Raw genomic sequence first — 16,957 nt, 5'->3', positions numbered from 1 at the left:
CATTCCCCCCTACTGAATAGCCGGACCGCGCTGCATCATGCGTTCCGCATTACGCGCGTTTTCGCTCGCTGTGACGTAATAAGCCGGCGACAGGTGCATGGCCTTATTGAAGAATGCCAGGGCCTGGGCGTAGTCGCCCGACATCATCGAAACATAGCCAACGTCGTTATAGGCTTCGGACTCCTCGCCGGTGCGGCCCAGGGCCTCCAGCGCGGAGCGGTAGTTTTTCTCGCGGGCATGCACCAACCCCAGGTTACGCCAGGCAAGCTCGTAACCGGCATCGGCGTTCAGGGCCTGTTGCAAGGCGTTACGAGCACCGACCCAGTCCCCCACCAGGTAGCGGGAGTAACCCAGATTATTAAGAATCTGAGGCGAACGGGGGTTTGCGGTCAGCGCTTGCTGATAGTATTGCTCGGCGCTGACCGGATCGCCGTCCATGTCCGCCAGGATGCCCAGGGCGTTATAGGCACGCCAGGGCGCTGCTTCGGTCGCGTTCACCACGGGCTCCAACTGCGCCTTGGCGGCCTCGTACTGACGAGCTTCCAGATAGAGCACGCCCAGGCCGGTACCCGCCGCCGCATGATTGGGCTCGATTTCCAGCGCCCAGCGATAGGCCAGACTGGCCAGGCGGTAGTTCTCCCTGGCGTGATGGATGCTGCCGATCTTGTATAAGACCTCGGTGGGTGGCGCCTCTTCCAGCCTCAGTCCCCGAATGTATTCGTACAAGGCCCGGTCGTAGTCGCCGGTCTGGGCGGCCGAGTCGCCATTGCGATAGGCTTCTTCGGGCGAACTGACCGGGAAAGCGGTGGAATAGGTTGCCTCCGATTCCCCTTCGTAAAACACCCCGTATTCGTCCCCACCGCCGGTTGACGGTGTGCTCGCGCAGCCAGCCAGCATGCCAGCGGCCAGCAAAATCGGAAGTACTGCCTTTTGTCTGATCATTGTCTTCTCCCCTGGGTCACACACCGCGTCATTATTTACCTGCCATGGCTTCCATCGCCCCGAGCAATGGTGGCCCAAGGGCCACCACGAAGAAGCTCGGTAGTACGCAGAACACTAGCGGAAACAGCATTTTTGTACTGACCTTGGCGGCCCGTTCCTCGGCGTCCTGGGTGCGCTTGTCCCGCAATTCGTCGGCATAGATCCTCAGGGTGGTGCCGATGCTGGTGCCGAAGCGCATGCTCTGAATCAGACTGGTCACCAGCCCGCGAACCTCCTCAACCCCCGTGCGCTCTTCCATATCCCGCAGGGCTGATCGGACATCCATCCCGGCCCGGGTTTGCATGCCAAACAGGTTCAGCTCTTCGGCCAGTTCCGGCTGACTGATTTCCTGATCCCGCGCCACCCGCTGTATGGCGGCCACCAAACCCAGCCCGGCCTCGGTACATACCACCAGTAAATCCAGGGTATCCGGCAATCCCCGCCGCAAGCTGGTGCTGCGCCGCCGAACCGCCCGATTCAGCCAGTAGCTGGGCAGCACATAGCCCACAATGCCCGCTGAGGCAGCAACCAGCATGACGGTGGCAAACGAAGCCCCAAGCAGTTGTACCGAGAACATGGCCACCGTGGGCAACAACAGGGTCAAGCCGAGCTTGGCACCATAGAAGGTGTTCACCGCGCCCGGTGTGTAGATTCCTGCGTGCCGCAGCTGGTTATAGGTTCGATTGCGCACCTTCTTGTCGGCTGGCAGGAGCCGGTATCCCATAGATTCCGCCAGACGCAGGGCCTGCCCGGCTGGCTTCCCGGCTTCGCCCTTCTCGGTGGCAATCGTGCCGCCGCCTGCCGCCTGGGTGTCGAGCTGCTGGACTCGCCGCCGGATCGGGTCGCTCAGCCCAAGGTAAATCAGAATCAAAGCCAGCATCAGCGCAAAGGCGGCAGCCCCCAGCAAGACCATAAAGCTCAACTGCGCCAGTTGCGGATCTTTGATCAACTCATTCAGTAACACCTGTAACCGACTCAGGAATTCCATCTCGGCTTCCCCCTATACATCGATGCGAACAATACGCCGCATCCAGAAAATACCAGCGACCGTCAGGACAAAGGCCACCACAATCAGCTGGCGGCCGATGGGATTGTCCGTCAGCATGGGCAAGAAGTTTGGGCTTACCACGGTCAACAGACCGGCCATCGCAAACGGCTGCAACGACAGAATCCAAGCGGCGAGACGCCCCGGAGCGGACAGCGTCCGCAGCTTGCGGTGGAAACGGAAGCGGGAACGGATGATCGAGGCAAGGTTTTCCAGCAGTTCGGCCAGATTGCCCCCAGTCTCCTTCTGGATAAGTACCGAGCTGACAAACACCATGACCGTAATGCTGCCAATCCTTCCCAATAGGCCGTTGAGGGCGTTCCGGACATCACCGCCATAATTGATTTCCATGAATGTGGTACGGAACTCCGCTCCGATAGGATCCGGCATCTCATCCGCCACCAGTTGCATGGCATCGACGAATGGATGACCAGCCCGCAGGGCTCTGGACATCACCACCAGCGCCTCCGGCAGCTGCTCTTCAAACTTCGCCAATCGATTTGCCCGGGCCCGGCGCAGGCGAAATACCGGCAGCGTAGTCATGGCAACACCGACCACCAGGCCCACCAACATCGACGACAGCAAAAGGCCAACCAGCACGCCGATTGCCCCCCCAAAAATCAGGGCCTTGAGTACCAAGCGGTAGGCCAGGGTTTTCTGACCCGCCTGCTCGATCAGGTGTTCCAGGCGCTCCATACCCGGCAGCGATTCCAGGGCCCGTTCGAAGCTGGACAACTGGCTCAAGTGCTTGCGTCGCACCAGCGAAATGGGCTCGTCCTGGTCTGCACTTCGAGCCACCGCCTGCAGGCGCTTTCTCAGCCGTTTCTGGGCTTGTCGGTTTTCTCCAAAAACCGGGATGATAAAACTCTGAACCAGCAGGAAGACAGCCACGAAGACCATGCCAACAAAGATGACTTCATCTGATATGTTCCAGTTCATCACCATATCCCCCGCTCTGCCTGAAAGATCTCCAGTCCCGGGTCCATGCCACGGCGCTTGAGGTGGTCGTAAAAATTAGGCACCACGCCCGTTGCCGAGAACTTGCCGATAATGTTGCCCTGCTCATCAACCCCCTCACGACGGAAGCTGAAGATTTCCGACATGGTGATGACATCGCCTTCCTGGCCGTTGACCTCCTGCACACTGACCAGACGCCGCCGCCCGTCCTCCTGCCGCTCCAGTTGCAGGACTATGTCGATGGCGGAGGAAATCTGCGCCCTCAGCGGGCTCACGGGAAGGTTCACGCCACTCATCGCCACCATACTTTCGATCCGGGTCAGGGCATCTCGCGGGCTGTTGGCATGGATGGTGGTCAGCGAGCCATCATGACCGGTGTTCATGGCCTGCAGCATGTCCAACGCCTCGCCGGCACGAACCTCGCCAATAATGATCCGGTCTGGACGCATCCTGAGGCTGTTGCGGAGCAGGTCGCGCTGACTCACCTCACCCCGGTTCTCGATGTTGGGAGGCCGGGTTTCCAAACGCACCACGTGGGGCTGCTGCAGCTGCAGTTCCGCGGAATCCTCGATGGTGACGATCCGCTCGCTGTGGGGAATAAAACTGGATAGCACATTGAGCATGGTGGTCTTGCCCGCGCCGGTCCCTCCGGAGACCAGCACATTGAGCCGGGCGCGGACCACGGCCTCAAGCAGACTCGCGACTTCGGCGGACATTGCGCCGATTTCCACCAGGTTCTGGGCGGTCAGTTTATCGACCGAGAACCGGCGAATGGACAGCATCGGACCGTCAATCGCCAGCGGCGGAATCACCGCGTTGACCCGGGAACCATCTTTGAGGCGGGCATCGACCATGGGCGAGGATTCGTCGATCCGTCGCCCGACACCAGAAACAATTCGGTCAATGATGGTCAGCAAGTGCCGGTCGCTGCTGAAACTCAGTTTGGTTTGCTCCAGCTTGCCGAACCGCTCCACGTAGATGGGGGCGGTGCCGTTGACCAGGATATCGGCGACCGTCTTGTCTGCGAGCAGGGCTTCCAGAGGTCCCAGGCCCAGCACTTCATCCTGCAGATCGGCAATGATGCGCTGGCGTACGCTGGCGTTGAACGGCAGACTTTCCTCCCGCATCATCGCTTCGCAGACTTGCTGGATCTGGCTGCGGGCCTCTCGGTCGCCCAAGCCGCCGAGCAGGGACAGATCCAGAGTCTTGACCATCCGATCGAAGAGCGACTCCTTGAACGCCTGTTCTTCGTCGGACAGGTTCCCGAAGTCCTCGGGTTCCCTGGCGACCGGGGCACTCCAACCGACCGAGCCGGCACTCCCATTTCCGTTACTGCTACCCAATTTATGACGTAGGTTCATGTTCATACTCCTCGGGTCTGCCGGACCCATTCAAGCGGGTTCCAGCGGGACCCCACGCTTGGCGACGGCAATTCCTGGTCACTCAACGACTGGGCCAAGGTGACCAGGTCTCGGGTGATCGGAGCCTTGGGCGCCGACTCAAACAATGGGCTGCCCATATTGATGCTGTCACTGACCCGGCCGTAATCGTTGGGCAGCGTGACCACCCGGAGACCGGTGAGTGCATTGTTGATGTCTTTGAGGGACACCGGACTGTTCTTGCTGAAGCGATTCACCACCACGGTGATCTGCGAATCCGCCACCCCCAGTTCCTTACGCAAAATGGAGACCAGACGTTGGGCATCCCGCAGGTGAGCCACGCCTAACTCCATCACCACCAGCACATGATCGGCACTTTCCAGGGTCATGGCGGTGGCGCCGCTGACCCACCTTGGCAAATCCACAACAATGTCGTCGTAAGCCTCACCAAGGATTTTAAGCAGCATTTCCATGCGCTCTTCCGGCACCTCAGCGATGGTGACCCGGTCCTCGGGTGTTGAGGCCAACAAGTCCAGACCGCTGGCGTGGGACAGCACATAACCCTCCAATGCCAACAGGTCCAGGCTGTCGACCAGCTCCAACGCTCTCACCAGCCCGTGATGGGGAGACAGGTTGAAATAGATGGGTAGGGCACCAAACTGCAGATCCATATCGATCAGTGCCGTACGCTGGTTGAGAGAGTCCGCCAGGATGTGCGACAAATTGGCCGCCACCATGCTGGCGCCAGATCCCCCCTTGGCGTTGATGACCGCGGTCATGCGGGCAGCTTTGCGGCTGGATTCGGCACACTTGTCTCGCAGCAACTGGCCGACAAATGCTGCGACTTCACCGTCCTCCAGCGGCAAGGACAGGAAGTCCCTGGCGCCGGCACGCAGCGCCACCCGAATAACCTCGGCGTTATCCTTTTCACCAATCACCAACACCGGGGGACGGACTTTGGCCGGGCGGTCAATCAGGGCCTGCAATTCGGCTCGCCAATTCTGACTAACCATCAGCACCAGAGCATCGGGCATTTGGGCTGTGTCACTCAGTGGATCGGTCGTGCCATTCACCATGAGCCGGGTGGTCACATGGACATCGCTGCGATCGCCCAGCTGGGCTTTCAGGAGCTCCAACCCCTCTGGGGAACGGCCCGCCAGTAATATTTCCAGTCGATAACGCATAGCTGCCCCTCCCTACTCATTCCATGCCCATAGCCGTGGCATCCAGGACTATTGGCGGCGTCTCAGACGGGCCACGGTAGGCTTTCATGGCCTTGACAGCCTGTTCCCCAGCCATGGGGCGGATGGGGTCACCTTCGCGGTAGGTCTGGGACGCCATGGCGTGCCGAACACTGGCGCCAAACGGGCCCAGGTCGTCACCGGGCGATGAAGCACAACCTGTGAGCAGAGCACCTGCGGCGACCATCAGAGCGATTCGTGAAATAAACATGTTTTTTCTCCCGCCTAGGAATTTCGATGAGCAACGGTTAAAGGTCATGGCCGAAACGTCCTTCCGTGCCGCCGTCGTTACGGTTCAGGAGCGGATCAACGGTCTCGCGCCGGGGCTGTTCTTCGGGCTCACCGTGAAGCCGGCCCAGCAGGTAAAACCCGATGTCGCTCGGCTCCACAAAATTGCCAGTCGGCAGCCGGATTTCCTCGGGGGTGATGGGACGGGCCAGACGGGCGGTGACGAAAATCACCAGCTCGGTCTGATCCTTGATGAATTCCTGGCTGCGGAAGAGCGCCCCAAGGATCGGGATATCACCCAGCCCGGGGAACTTGCTGACGTTCTCCCGCAGGCTCTCATTCAACATGCCGGCAATTGCGATGGTTTGACCGTTGCCCAACTCCAGGGTGGAGCTGGCACTGCGCTTGACCAGGGCGGGCACGAAGAACTGGGCCGAAACCTGCCCGGCCTCTCCAACGCCAACGACGATACTGTTGTCATTGACCAGGTCGGACACCGCGACATCCACCTTCAGATTGATGGCGCCGGAGTCCAGCACCACTGGCAAGAAGCCCAAGCTGACCCCGAATTCCTTATGGTCGATGGTGATTCCGCCGTCACCCTGCGGTACCGGAATGGGGAATTCACCACCGGCCAGGAACCTGGCTTCTTCCCCGGTCAGGGTGGTCAGGTTGGGTTCGGCCAGAATCTTGGCGGTGCCCTCCCGGTTGGCCGCATCAATAACCGAATTGAGCAGGTAGTCGCCATTCTGGTAGCTGGCGAAGATGCCGGCATCCTCAATGGACTTGGTCACCGGAGCGAACTCGTCAATCATCGGACCGATGGGCGTGCGGATGCCAGGGAGCGCAGGAATGCGAACCTCGCCCACGCCGGGTTGCTGGAAAAAGGCGTCCGGGAACAGCGCGCCGCCCTTGACCGCCCCCACCTTGAGGGAGGAACTGGCCATGTTCAGCACATCGAACTGCACGTCCAGACGTTTCACCAGCGAGCGGGACACCTCAGCCACCTTGACGTCCAGCATCACTTGCTGGGCACCACCCACCTGCATCATGTTGAGAATCGGCCAGCCCTGGCCATCCTCGTTAACCCCGGAGAAGCTGCTGGCCAGGCGCATGGCGGCATCGACGCTGGACGCGTTGGTCACTTCACCACTGAGCACAATAGTGTCGTTGGCAGAACGCACCTGTATGCTCTCCGACGGCAGCAAGTCATGCAGGTTGGCCTTCAGGGTTTGCAGATCGTGAGTCACCGCGATGTTCAGCACCCCCTGCAACTGATCGTTGTTGTCCCACAGCATGACATTGGTGGTCCCTCGGGACTTGCCCAAGACATAGACCTGCCGCGAACGAACCACCACCACATCGGCAATCTCAGGATTTCCCACCGACAGTCGCTTGACCGGATTGGGAAAGTCCAACACCTGGGATTGATTCATCGGTACATTGACCGATATCGGCTCGCCCCCGTAAGGCATGGCGAGCATGGCGCCCTCATTCGACTGGGCGAATGCGTTCAGTGGCCAACCCAGGCTCAGTAGCACTACCACGACGCCGGTTAGCCCTTTCAACGTGACCTTTTCCATGATGCTTCCCCATTTTTCACGTTATTGCCGCACTGGGCTGGCAGACAGCCGTAGCGACTTACTTGTTAACAGTGGTTGAACTCAGATCGGTACCCCGAATCACACTGACGCGTACATGTTGCGGCCGATAAACCCGTCTTGGTGCCGGTGCTGGCGCCGGCGCCGCTACCGGTTCTGGCTCGCTTGCCACTTCCACCGGCTCTTCCACCTCTTCAAGCGGGTTTCGCAGTGTCAGCTGAACCTTGCCTTCCTCGGTGGCCTCCAGCAGACGCTCGGCTTGAGGGGGGGTCACCGCCAGGGTGACGGCCCGTACAATCATCGGGCGATCACGCTCCTGGGTAGCGTGCTGATCCACCGCCAGCACGGTTATCCCCCGCAGAATGGTGGTGGATTCGAAGTCCCGGCTGCTGCCGCTGCGCTTGCTGGACACCACGTCCACCTGGTTGCCCGGCAGCAGGAATCCCGCGACGCCCGCCACGTCATCCACCCGTACGGTGATCGCCCGCATACCGGGCTCCAGCACCGCCGCCAGGGCACTGCCGGCCATGTGCTCTGCCACCCGGCGCTCCAGAATCACTTCATCCGCATAAATGGCTTGCGAGCTGATCCGTCCCACGACCTGGTCGATGCTATTGAAACTGCCTTTCGGGACGGCATGGGGCGGCAGTTCCATCATCCGTAAATCGGTGGTTTCCACCGTGCGGCCGAATGGAATTTCCACCGCCGCCACCACGACCGCACTGGTCAGCTCCTCACTATCGGTCGTACCGATGCGTTCCTGTACCCAGCTGTTCGCCATACCGGCGGCACCGATCGCCAGCAACAGCGAAACCCCAAGCATTGCGACTATCCCCTTCTTCTTCATGACGCACTCTCCTCTCCGGCACCGCCGGACTCTACGAAGTAGTTCTGCCAGGCCCGAATCAAGGCCTTGCGGGTGAGCTCTGCCTCACCCCGATAGCGCAGGTAATCCGTCGCCAGGCCGATCAGGTCACGTGGATGACAGGGCAGCAGAGGCACACCGGACGGGCCATGCATCTGTTCGAGCATGAACGCCACATGGGCGGGGTCCGCAGTAATTCCCTGGCGCTGGCACTCCTGGTGCCAGATGGCGCGGTATTCTTCCGGGGTCAGGGGTTCAAAACGGATTTTGTAGCCAATACGCCGCAAGAAAGCCTCGTCGGCCAACTCGAGGGGATGGAGATTGCTAGAGAACAGCAGCGCCACCTTGAACGGAACCTGAAAATGTTGCCCGGTGGACAGGCTGAGAAAATCCTGCCCCTCCTCCATGGGCACGATCCAGCGGTTGAACAGCTCGTCCGGGCGCATGCGCTGGCGTCCCAGATCGTCAATCACCAGCATGCCGTTATTGGCCCGCATTTGCGCCGGAGCGTGATGAATACGGGTCGCCGCGTCGAACTGCACCTCCAGCATGTCCATGGTCAGCTCACCACCGACCATCACCACTGGCCGTTTGCACAGCGCGTAGCGTGGGTCGTGGCCACGGTCCAGAAATACCGCCTGCTCACCGGGATGCGGATCCAGCTTTTCATGGACTTCCGGGTCGTAGAGCCGCACGGCTTTGTCCGCAACCAACACTGCGTAAGGAATCAACACCTCGCCGAGCATCAATCGGGACAGCTTGCGGGCGATGTAGGTCTTGCCTGTGCCCGAGTCACCGTAGATAAACAGGGCGCGGCCGGAGTGCATCGCCGGCCCCAGCCGGTCCAACACATCGGGACGAACGACAATATCCTGAAACGCCGCATGCACCTCGGCGCCACTCAAGCCCCGGGACTGCAGGGTCTGGCGAGCCACCATCCCGGTATACTGCTCCAAAGGCACCGGCGCCGGGCCGATGTAGCCGTCCCGAGACAGGGCCTCCTGGGCGGCCGCCCGGCCCCGGTCGGTCAGGGCAAAACGCAGTAGGCCATTGGCCGCCGTACCGCGGATCTCGGCACGGCCTTCTTCCCGTAAAAAGTAAAAAACCCGTTCCACCTGACTGCCGGGCAGTGCGGTGTAACGGGTTATCTGTTCCAGGTCCAGCACACCCCGTTCGAACAGGTGCTTGGACACTAAATCGGCAGCGTAGGTTTCAGTCAGGCCACACTCCTCCAACGTGCGAGGACGCAAGGCCGGGATGCTGCCCCCGGAGACAGCCACGTCGGGGCTGTTCGGGAGTGATGATTCCGTCACCTGGGCCAGATCAGCCACTGCGCCGGAACTCTGGATGTTATTGTTCATCTTGCCACCATCCCGCGGCGGACCGCTGTAATTAAGCGTTCACTCCAATCTGCGACGACAGCCAGAACTGCCAGATCACCAGTGAACTGGTTCCCACCGCGATGGACACGGCGAAAGGAAACTTGCGGCCCATCACCTCGCCCTTTTCGGGCGCAAGGTAAACCGGCCGACCAGTAACAAAGAGGGTTTTTAGCATCAGCCCGTAGCGCGACCAGGGTGCCGGAGCACGGCTAGAAAGGCCGGCCAAGGCCAGAAAGCCCAATCCAATCAGACCACCCACGGCAATACTCGCCAGACCGGCGAGCATTGCGTAGAAGGGCCCGAGAAAAGTGCCAACGGCTGCCATCAGCTTGACGTCGCCAGCACCGGTTGTTCCTACCAGATAGCCGGGTAGCAGAATCGCCAGCCCCACTCCCAAACCCGCCAGGGCATCCAGCAAACCGGCGAACCCGCCAAGTCCGAGGTGTACTGCCATGCCCACGACCACACCGGTCAGCACCAAGCCGTTGGGAATACGCCGGCAGCGCAGATCCCAGCAGGCGGCGCTCCAGATCAGGGCAAACACCGGAAGACTTATGGGGAGTAACTCGGGGTTCATTGGATACTACGTCCTGTGTTGGGAAGGACACCGAGCGGGCCCGGTGTCCCCGACTGCCTGAGTTCGAGCATCGAGCTGCATTGCCTCCGTTTCAGGACTGCAGCAACGCAAGCAGCTCGTCCAATTTTGCCTTGGCTTCCGTACCAATGGTTGCCAGAACGGCAGCGCCGACTGCTACCACCAAACCAGCCAGCAGTGCCCATTCAACAACTTCGGTACCTTCTTCTTCGCGCAGGAAGCGCTTTACAGCTGCTTGTAGATTTTTCATGGTTGGTTCTCCGTCATGTTTTACGAGTCAGGGCTACTCTCACCGCCCTCGGGATCGCATCCCACGTTCAGCATGGTCCCCACACCGGAGTAATTCTTGGACTCTGTTGCAGGGCTATAGGACTATCTTGCAGTGCCGAAATATCCGGCGACGGGTAAATGAACGGAAGCGGTTGTCGGCTATCAGTTTTCCGGCTCGGGAGGGAAATTAGCCATGCAGGCTACGTTTCATCCGGAGCGTTAATTTTTTACAATTCACCCCCCAACAGCAGCCACCGATTGCGGAAGCCTTCATGTCAGCAGCCCAGAAAGACATCCCCAAGCACACCCCGATGATGCAGCAATACCTGAAGATCAAGGGCGAGCACCCCAATGAGCTTGTGTTCTACCGCATGGGGGATTTCTACGAGCTGTTCTATGACGACGCCAAGCAAGCGGCGAACATTCTCGACATCACCCTGACCGCCCGCGGCCAGTCCGGTGGCCAGCCGATTCCCATGGCCGGCATTCCCTACCACGCCGCCGAGAACTACATCGCCCGACTGGTGCGCACCGGCCGGTCCATCGCCATCTGCGAGCAGATCGGCGACCCGGCGACCAGCAAGGGACCGGTGGAGCGGCAAGTGGTTCGAATCGTCACTCCGGGCACCCTCAGTGATGAAGCCTTCCTGGAGGACCGGCGGGATAACCTGCTGTCAGCCATCTACAGCCACAAGGAACGGTTCGGGTTCGCCTCGCTGGACATTTCCAGCGGTCGCTTCGCGGTTGCGGAACTGGACGAGCTGGAAGATCTGCGCAGCGAATTGCAGCGGCTGCGGCCAGCGGAAATCCTGATCAGTGAGGATTTCCCCTATGAAGAAGTGCTGGAGGGCTTTACCGGTGTGCGTCGTCAGGGTCCCTGGCTGTTCGAGGCGGACACCGCGCTGCGTACCCTGACCCAGCAGCTGCAGGTACGGGATCTCACCGGTTTCGGCTGCGAGGACCAGCAACTGGCGATCTGCGCTGCCGGCTGCCTGCTGCAATACGCCCGGGAAACCCAGCGCACCGCCCTGCCCCACATTCGCAAGCTGACCCGCGAGACCCGGGACGAGGCGGTGATTCTGGACGCCACCAGCCGTCGTAATCTGGAGATCGACACCAACCTGATGGGCGGACACCAACACACCCTGGCCTGGGTGATGGACCGCACTGCCACCGCCATGGGCGGCCGCCTGCTGCGGCGCTGGCTCAACCGCCCCCTGCGGGATGTCCACACCGTAGAGCTGCGCCAGCACGCCGTCGCCGCACTGCTGGAGGGCTTCCATAACGAGCCGGTGCACGATGTTCTGAAAGCGGTGGGGGATATGGAGCGCATTCTGGCCCGGGTGGCACTGAGATCCGCCCGTCCCCGGGATCTGGCCCGGCTGCGTGACGCCTTCGTGGCATTGCCGACGCTGCAACAGACGCTGGCGGCGGTGATTTCCCAGCACATCGGCACGCTGGCCACCACCATTGGCGAATACCCGGAACTGGCCGATCTGCTGGAGCGCGCCATCCTCGACAACCCACCGGTGGTGATTCGGGACGGCGGCGTGATTTGCGAGGGCTTCGACGCGGAGCTGGATGAGCTGCGCAACATCAGTGAAAACGCCGGCCAGTTCCTGCTGGACGTGGAAACCCGGGAGCGGGAGCGCACCGGAATTAGCACGCTTAAAGTGGGGTATAACCGGGTGCATGGCTACTACATCGAAATCAGCCGGGCCCAATCCGATCAGGCGCCGGTGGACTACATTCGCCGCCAGACCCTGAAGAACGCCGAGCGTTTCATCACCCCGGAGCTCAAGGAGTTCGAAGACAAGGCCCTGAGCGCCAAGAGCCGAGCGCTGGCGCGGGAAAAGGCGCTGTATGAACAGATCCTGGAAACCCTGGCCGACAACCTCGCCCAGCTCCAAGACACCGCCCAGGCCCTGGCGGAACTGGATGTGCTGGCCAACTTTGCCGAGCGTGCCACCAGCCTGCGGTTCTGTGCCCCGGAGTTCCGCAACGAGCCCGGTTTCGACGTGGAGGAGGGCCGCCACCCGGTGGTGGAGCAACTGCTCAGCGAGCCTTATGTACCCAACGACCTGCTGATGGACAACCAGCGCCGAATGCTGGTGATCACCGGCCCCAACATGGGCGGTAAGTCCACCTACATGCGCCAGGCCGCGCTGATCGCCCTGCTCGCCTACACCGGCTCGTTTGTGCCCGCCAACCGGGCGGTGCTGGGACCGCTGGACCGCATTTTCACCCGCATGGGCTCTTCGGATGACATCGCCGGTGGCCGCTCCACCTTTATGGTGGAGATGACCGAAACCGCCAACATCCTCCACAACGCCACCGAGCATAGCCTGGTACTGATGGACGAAGTCGGTCGTGGCACCAGCACCTTCGACGGCTTGTCCCTGGCCTGGGCCACCGCCGAGCATCTGGCCCGGGAGATTCGCTGCTACACCCTGTTCGCCACCCACTACTTCGAGCTGACCCAGCTGGCGGACAGCTTGGAACACGCGGTCAATGTGCACCTGACCGCCACCGAACATGATGACAGCATCGTGTTCCTGCACAGCGTCCACGACGGCCCCGCCAGCCAGAGTTACGGTCTGCAGGTGGCCAAGCTGGCCGGCGTGCCCCAGGGGGTCATTGGCAATGCCAAGTCCCAACTCCGGCAACTCGAAGGATCGGCCAGCCCGACACCGAGCCAACCCGGCGACGCCCCAGCCCCGGCTATCAGGCAAGCCGAAGTTTCGGTGGTTCAGGGTGATATGTTCGCCAGCCTGGAACCGAGTGAGGTGGAACAGGTCCTAAAGGCACTGGATCTGGACGATTTGACCCCCAGGGAAGCGCTAAATCAGCTCTACGAACTCAAAAATTTGATCTAGGTATATGGTTATAGCGGCCAGGTGCTTGCGACCGTAAGGGCCGCTCCCTACAATATCGCGCTACAAATATTAGGAGTGACGATTTTTTCGTTCGGACGCGCCCTGCCGGCCCTGAACCTGCTCGACCTCCGTACTGATGAGATTGACCACCGACCCAGGAATCCAACTATGACATTTGTCGTTACTGATAACTGCATCAAGTGTAAATACACCGACTGTGTTGAAGTATGTCCGGTGGACTGCTTTTACGAAGGCCCCAACTTCCTGGTCATCGACCCGGACGAGTGCATCGACTGCGCCCTGTGTGAACCGGAATGCCCAGCGGAAGCCATCTTCTCGGAGGATGAACTACCCGCCGGCCAGGAGCCGTTCATCGAAATCAACGCCGACCTGGCCGCCAAGTGGGACAACATCACCGAGAAGAAAGACCCGCTGCCGGACGCCGAAGAATGGGACGGCAAGCCCAACAAGCTTCAGTACCTGGAGCGCTAAGGCTGGGCCTGCAGCGCAAGAAAAAAGGCGAGAAAAAAGGGGTCAGAACCTAGGTTCTGACCCCTTTTTTCTCGCCTTTTTTCTTCTCAGGACCAGACAAACGCAACCTACCCCTGGCTCAACGCCACCTTGGCCCCAATGCCGACAAACAGGCCACCGGTCACCCCATGCAGCGCCCGCTTGAGCCAGGCCGGAGAGGCCAGTGTGTGGGAATGGGCCACCATCGCCGCCAACGCGCACTGCCAAACCATCGCCAACAGGAAGTGAATGGCCGCCAGCCCCATGGACTGCAGGAACACATTCCCCGCCGGATCAATGAATTGGGGTAAAAACGCCATATAAAACAAGGCGGTCTTGGGGTTGAGCAGGTTGGACAGCAGGCCTTCCCTGAAATCCCGAACAAACCGCGGCGGGACCCGGGCTGGGGTGATCCCAGGACCGGCATTCCCGGAGCGAGCGCAAGCCAGCCTCAAGCTTGCCAGCCCCAACCACAGCAGATAACAGGCCCCGGCCCACTTTAACAGGGTGAAGGCCCAGGCGGTTTGTACCAGGATGAGCGAAATCCCCACCGCCGACAGGGTTGCATGAATAAACAGGCCGCTGCAGATGCCCAGGCTGGTCACCGATCCGGCCCGCACACCGGAACGGACGGAGTTACGCACCACCAGCAGGGTATCCACGCCCGGAGTGATGGTCAGCAGGACAATGGCGATCAAATACGCGGAGAATAGCTCAAAGGTAGGCATAATGTCCCCAGACAACGCCTCCGGCGGCCTGGGGACCAGATAAAGCGGGTCGGGTCAGGCTTCCGGCTGGAGAATTTTCTTGACGGCCGCCGACTTATAGAAAGCGGACAGCCGCCGACGCAACGCCTCCTCAAGATACCCTTCCTCCCGTAGCACGTCCACCAGGGGTAACGCGAAGGCATCGACCTCCTCCATCACCATCGCCTGGTCGACACCCACATCCGCCAGCAGATCAACCAGTGGTCGATCGCCGTACTTGGCGAACAGGTGATCCACCACGGCCTGACAACAGCCATCAAAATACTCGGTTTGGCGGAAGCTCAGCCAGAACTCATACCCCAGCACCACGAACTCCTGCAGCTGGATATCCCCCAGGCCTTCCTGGAGTTCGGCAATGCTGCGATCCTCCAGGGTCAACCACGCCGCCATCACGGTATCGCGCAGTTCGTCGTCCGTCAGGGCCTGGTGCAAGAATTTCTCACTGCGGCTGATCAACCCCGGCAAGCTGTCCGACAACCAGGCTTTGAGCCTGCGCTCGAAGGTTTCATCCAATCCTGGCACAGCCTTGTTGGCCATTCGCTTGCCAAATTTCATCATCGAGCCGACAGCGGGTACGGACTTGGTGATCAGATTGTCCTCGTAGAGGTAGTTCACCAGCCCTTGATAGACCACGTTGGACACCAGCTCCTGGTACACCGGGTGTGACATGATGCTGCTGATCAAGCGTTCCCGGTGATGCTTGAGTTCCAGCATCTCTTCAACGAAGGCGGTGGTCTGCTCCCGACTGAGGACGTCTTTGAGCAAGGTACCGGACTGCACATCAGCGTTCAGCACCTCGGTGGCCATTTCGGCCGCCAGCTCCGGAATACCGGCATCCAGATCCATGTCCACCACCAGACGCCGGATCACCCCCATCACCTGATCGACGGAACAGACCCGGTTAAGGGTGAGCTTTTCGCCGTACCCAAACAGCTCTTCCACTTCGCGCTCGATGGCTTTGCGAAGCTTGGCGCCTTTCAAGGACGACATTTCGTGCTTAACGTGCTGTTCCAGCAGCGTAGCTGCGAGATCTGAGGGAAACTTTGTCATGAGCGGTGTTCCTAAACGGTGTCTGGGCCATTATTGTCGCAGCCTTGGTCAATGAACAAGGCCTTATACCCGCGAGGCTAACACGGTGGTGGCGGCAGGGGCTTTGCCCAAGACACACCGCTCACTATGCCCGTCGGCCAAGCCCCAGTCGCGCTGGACTACTGCGCGCTGGACTACTGAAAGTCGCTAAAGGCGTGCGGCTCGGCTCCCAGCGCCAGACACAGACTCCCCGGACCGATGTAAATACTGCTGGTAATCCCCATTTGCGACAACAGCAGCTCGACGCCATGCTGTTCGCAGGCATCCCGCAGCCGATTGAGGCCCGGCAGCGCTTCAATCTCGGTCCAGGACATGCCACAGGACAAACTGACGTAGGGCGTCAGCAACCCGGCCTCGACCCGACCGATGGCATAGTTCATCACCCGCTCCACCGCCACGTCAAAATGCCTGGTTTTCGCCACTGGCTGGCCTTCCGCGCCCTGGCCGAAGATCACCGGCGTGATGTTCAGCGCCTTGCCAAGGAAGGCCACCAGCGCCGATACGCTCTTATCGCCCCGGCGCCGGGCACGTTCGCGGATGTAATGCAGGTCACGGGGAATAACGCAGGTATGGATCTTGTCAGCAAAGGTCTCCACCTCTTGCCGCAAGGCGTTCTTTGACAATTTCTGCTCGATCAGTCTGAGGGTATGGGCCGCCAACAGGCCCTGACCGGCAAAGATCTGTTTGCTGTCGATCACCCGCATGGAAAACTTGCCGCTGCGCCCCGCCGCCTCCCGCGCCTCATGGTAGTTCGCCATGACGCTGTTCATGGCCAACGTGGCGTTCTGATAAATCAATGAACGGGAGCGGGTGACGGTCTCGCAGATGGCGACGTCAAACTGGGTCACGATTTTTTCCATGAACAGATCGTGAATCTGCTGGGTCGTGAATGCTTCGGTCTCGGCGTGGAGGCCTTTTTGCAGCAGGCCCCGTTGGTAAAACTCCTGGGTTTGGACCGGGTCGTGTACGTCGATGTAGGTTTTCCGATCAATGTGCGCGGTGACCGGCAGGATGAAGAGGTTGTGTTTACGGGTAAATTCGTAAGGCAAATCACAGGCTGAGTCTACGATCAGACCAACTCGCATGGGGGTGTCTCCGAGGTGTTGGCGCCGCGTTACCGGCTGCCATTATTATCATTGTTGTATCGGCAGCCATTTTTAACACAGTTCGT

At 60.4% G+C, this 16,957-nt stretch carries 16 protein-coding genes; 2 read left to right on the top strand and 14 right to left on the bottom strand.

The window, feature by feature from the left end; genetic code table 11:
- Window positions 1-9: 9 nt before the first annotated feature.
- From N6L25_RS14425 to N6L25_RS14375, 11 genes are all read right to left on the bottom strand, one after another.
- Entirely contained in the window at window positions 10-942 is a 933-nt protein-coding gene (locus N6L25_RS14425; RefSeq protein WP_271981612.1) for a tetratricopeptide repeat protein, read from the bottom strand.
- A 31-nt stretch (window positions 943-973) separates the two neighbouring features.
- Window positions 974-1,969, bottom strand: a complete 996-nt coding sequence (locus N6L25_RS14420) for a type II secretion system F family protein (protein WP_271981610.1) — start codon at window positions 1,967-1,969, stop codon at window positions 974-976.
- Between the two features lie 12 nt (window positions 1,970-1,981).
- Window positions 1,982-2,965 (bottom strand): type II secretion system F family protein, encoded by a 984-nt coding sequence (locus N6L25_RS14415; protein WP_271981607.1) that lies wholly within the window; start codon window positions 2,963-2,965, stop codon window positions 1,982-1,984.
- Entirely contained in the window at window positions 2,965-4,344 is a 1,380-nt protein-coding gene (locus N6L25_RS14410) for a CpaF family protein (protein WP_271981605.1), read from the bottom strand. The genes N6L25_RS14415 and N6L25_RS14410 overlap by 1 nt, the downstream gene beginning before the upstream one ends.
- A 2-nt stretch (window positions 4,345-4,346) precedes the next feature.
- Entirely contained in the window at window positions 4,347-5,546 is a 1,200-nt protein-coding gene (locus N6L25_RS14405; protein WP_271981603.1) for an AAA family ATPase, read from the bottom strand.
- Between the two features lie 16 nt (window positions 5,547-5,562).
- A complete protein-coding gene (locus N6L25_RS14400) occupies window positions 5,563-5,814 on the bottom strand; it encodes a hypothetical protein (RefSeq protein WP_271981602.1) in 252 nt (83 codons plus the stop codon).
- A gap of 37 nt (window positions 5,815-5,851) precedes the next feature.
- Window positions 5,852-7,414, bottom strand: coding sequence for a type II and III secretion system protein family protein (locus N6L25_RS14395; RefSeq protein WP_271981600.1), 1,563 nt, complete (start codon window positions 7,412-7,414; stop codon window positions 5,852-5,854).
- A gap of 58 nt (window positions 7,415-7,472) precedes the next feature.
- Window positions 7,473-8,279, bottom strand: a complete 807-nt coding sequence (cpaB, locus tag N6L25_RS14390) for a Flp pilus assembly protein CpaB (RefSeq protein WP_271981597.1) — start codon at window positions 8,277-8,279, stop codon at window positions 7,473-7,475.
- Window positions 8,276-9,658: an AAA family ATPase gene (locus tag N6L25_RS14385; protein ID WP_271981596.1), complete on the bottom strand. Its 1,383-nt coding sequence runs from the start codon at window positions 9,656-9,658 to the stop codon at window positions 8,276-8,278. The genes cpaB and N6L25_RS14385 overlap by 4 nt, the downstream gene beginning before the upstream one ends.
- A gap of 31 nt (window positions 9,659-9,689) precedes the next feature.
- Window positions 9,690-10,256 carry an A24 family peptidase gene (locus N6L25_RS14380; protein WP_271981594.1) on the bottom strand — a complete coding sequence of 189 codons (567 nt, stop codon included), beginning with the start codon at window positions 10,254-10,256 and terminating at the stop codon, window positions 9,690-9,692.
- Window positions 10,257-10,347: 91 nt separating this feature from the next.
- On the bottom strand, window positions 10,348-10,524 hold the full coding sequence (locus N6L25_RS14375) for a hypothetical protein (RefSeq protein ID WP_271981592.1): 177 nt from the start codon (window positions 10,522-10,524) through the stop codon (window positions 10,348-10,350).
- A gap of 292 nt (window positions 10,525-10,816) precedes the next feature.
- Here N6L25_RS14375 and mutS point away from each other — a divergent pair, with 292 nt between their 5' ends.
- Both mutS and fdxA read left to right on the top strand, forming a co-directional pair.
- Window positions 10,817-13,420, top strand: a complete 2,604-nt coding sequence (mutS, locus tag N6L25_RS14370; RefSeq protein WP_271981590.1) for a DNA mismatch repair protein MutS — start codon at window positions 10,817-10,819, stop codon at window positions 13,418-13,420.
- A gap of 168 nt (window positions 13,421-13,588) precedes the next feature.
- The gene (gene fdxA / locus N6L25_RS14365; protein WP_271981588.1) at window positions 13,589-13,912 is read left to right on the top strand and encodes a ferredoxin FdxA; all 324 of its coding nucleotides are present in this window, start codon (window positions 13,589-13,591) and stop codon (window positions 13,910-13,912) included.
- 107 nt (window positions 13,913-14,019) lie between these two features.
- On the opposite strand, the gene N6L25_RS14360 is transcribed toward fdxA, so the two are convergent.
- The 3 genes from N6L25_RS14360 to N6L25_RS14350 all read right to left on the bottom strand — a co-directional run bounded on the left by N6L25_RS14360 (window position 14,020) and on the right by N6L25_RS14350 (window position 16,871).
- On the bottom strand, window positions 14,020-14,658 hold the full coding sequence (locus N6L25_RS14360; protein ID WP_271981586.1) for a LysE family translocator: 639 nt from the start codon (window positions 14,656-14,658) through the stop codon (window positions 14,020-14,022).
- Between the two features lie 54 nt (window positions 14,659-14,712).
- Window positions 14,713-15,747, bottom strand: a complete 1,035-nt coding sequence (locus tag N6L25_RS14355; protein WP_271981583.1) for a hypothetical protein — start codon at window positions 15,745-15,747, stop codon at window positions 14,713-14,715.
- Between the two features lie 173 nt (window positions 15,748-15,920).
- Window positions 15,921-16,871, bottom strand: a complete 951-nt coding sequence (locus tag N6L25_RS14350; RefSeq protein ID WP_271981581.1) for a DegV family protein — start codon at window positions 16,869-16,871, stop codon at window positions 15,921-15,923.
- Between the last annotated feature and the right edge of the window lie 86 nt (window positions 16,872-16,957).

Source organism: Marinobacter sp. SS21 (assembly GCF_028369065.1).
GTDB lineage: Bacteria > Pseudomonadota > Gammaproteobacteria > Pseudomonadales > Oleiphilaceae > Marinobacter.
The sequence above is the reverse complement of the archived record's forward strand: the minus strand, read 5'-3'. Positions and strand labels throughout refer to the sequence as shown.

Bases quoted from the DNA above. Each gene is read 5' to 3' on its own strand.
- cpaB (WP_271981597.1), bottom strand. From the start codon at position 8,279: ATGAAGAAGAAGGGGATAGTCGCAATGCTTGGGGTTTCGCTGTTGCTG.
- mutS (WP_271981590.1), top strand. From the start codon at position 10,817: ATGTCAGCAGCCCAGAAAGACATCCCCAAGCACACCCCGATGATGCAG.
- N6L25_RS14375 (WP_271981592.1), bottom strand. From the start codon at position 10,524: ATGAAAAATCTACAAGCAGCTGTAAAGCGCTTCCTGCGCGAAGAAGAA.
- N6L25_RS14405 (WP_271981603.1), bottom strand. From the start codon at position 5,546: ATGCGTTATCGACTGGAAATATTACTGGCGGGCCGTTCCCCAGAGGGG.
- fdxA (WP_271981588.1), top strand. From the start codon at position 13,589: ATGACATTTGTCGTTACTGATAACTGCATCAAGTGTAAATACACCGAC.
- N6L25_RS14385 (WP_271981596.1), bottom strand. From the start codon at position 9,658: ATGAACAATAACATCCAGAGTTCCGGCGCAGTGGCTGATCTGGCCCAG.
- N6L25_RS14400 (WP_271981602.1), bottom strand. From the start codon at position 5,814: ATGTTTATTTCACGAATCGCTCTGATGGTCGCCGCAGGTGCTCTGCTC.
- N6L25_RS14395 (WP_271981600.1), bottom strand. From the start codon at position 7,414: ATGGAAAAGGTCACGTTGAAAGGGCTAACCGGCGTCGTGGTAGTGCTA.
- N6L25_RS14415 (WP_271981607.1), bottom strand. From the start codon at position 2,965: ATGAACTGGAACATATCAGATGAAGTCATCTTTGTTGGCATGGTCTTC.
- N6L25_RS14360 (WP_271981586.1), bottom strand. From the start codon at position 14,658: ATGCCTACCTTTGAGCTATTCTCCGCGTATTTGATCGCCATTGTCCTG.
- N6L25_RS14350 (WP_271981581.1), bottom strand. From the start codon at position 16,871: ATGCGAGTTGGTCTGATCGTAGACTCAGCCTGTGATTTGCCTTACGAA.
- N6L25_RS14410 (WP_271981605.1), bottom strand. From the start codon at position 4,344: ATGAACCTACGTCATAAATTGGGTAGCAGTAACGGAAATGGGAGTGCC.
- N6L25_RS14380 (WP_271981594.1), bottom strand. From the start codon at position 10,256: ATGAACCCCGAGTTACTCCCCATAAGTCTTCCGGTGTTTGCCCTGATC.
- N6L25_RS14355 (WP_271981583.1), bottom strand. From the start codon at position 15,747: ATGACAAAGTTTCCCTCAGATCTCGCAGCTACGCTGCTGGAACAGCAC.
- N6L25_RS14425 (WP_271981612.1), bottom strand. From the start codon at position 942: ATGATCAGACAAAAGGCAGTACTTCCGATTTTGCTGGCCGCTGGCATG.
- N6L25_RS14420 (WP_271981610.1), bottom strand. From the start codon at position 1,969: ATGGAATTCCTGAGTCGGTTACAGGTGTTACTGAATGAGTTGATCAAA.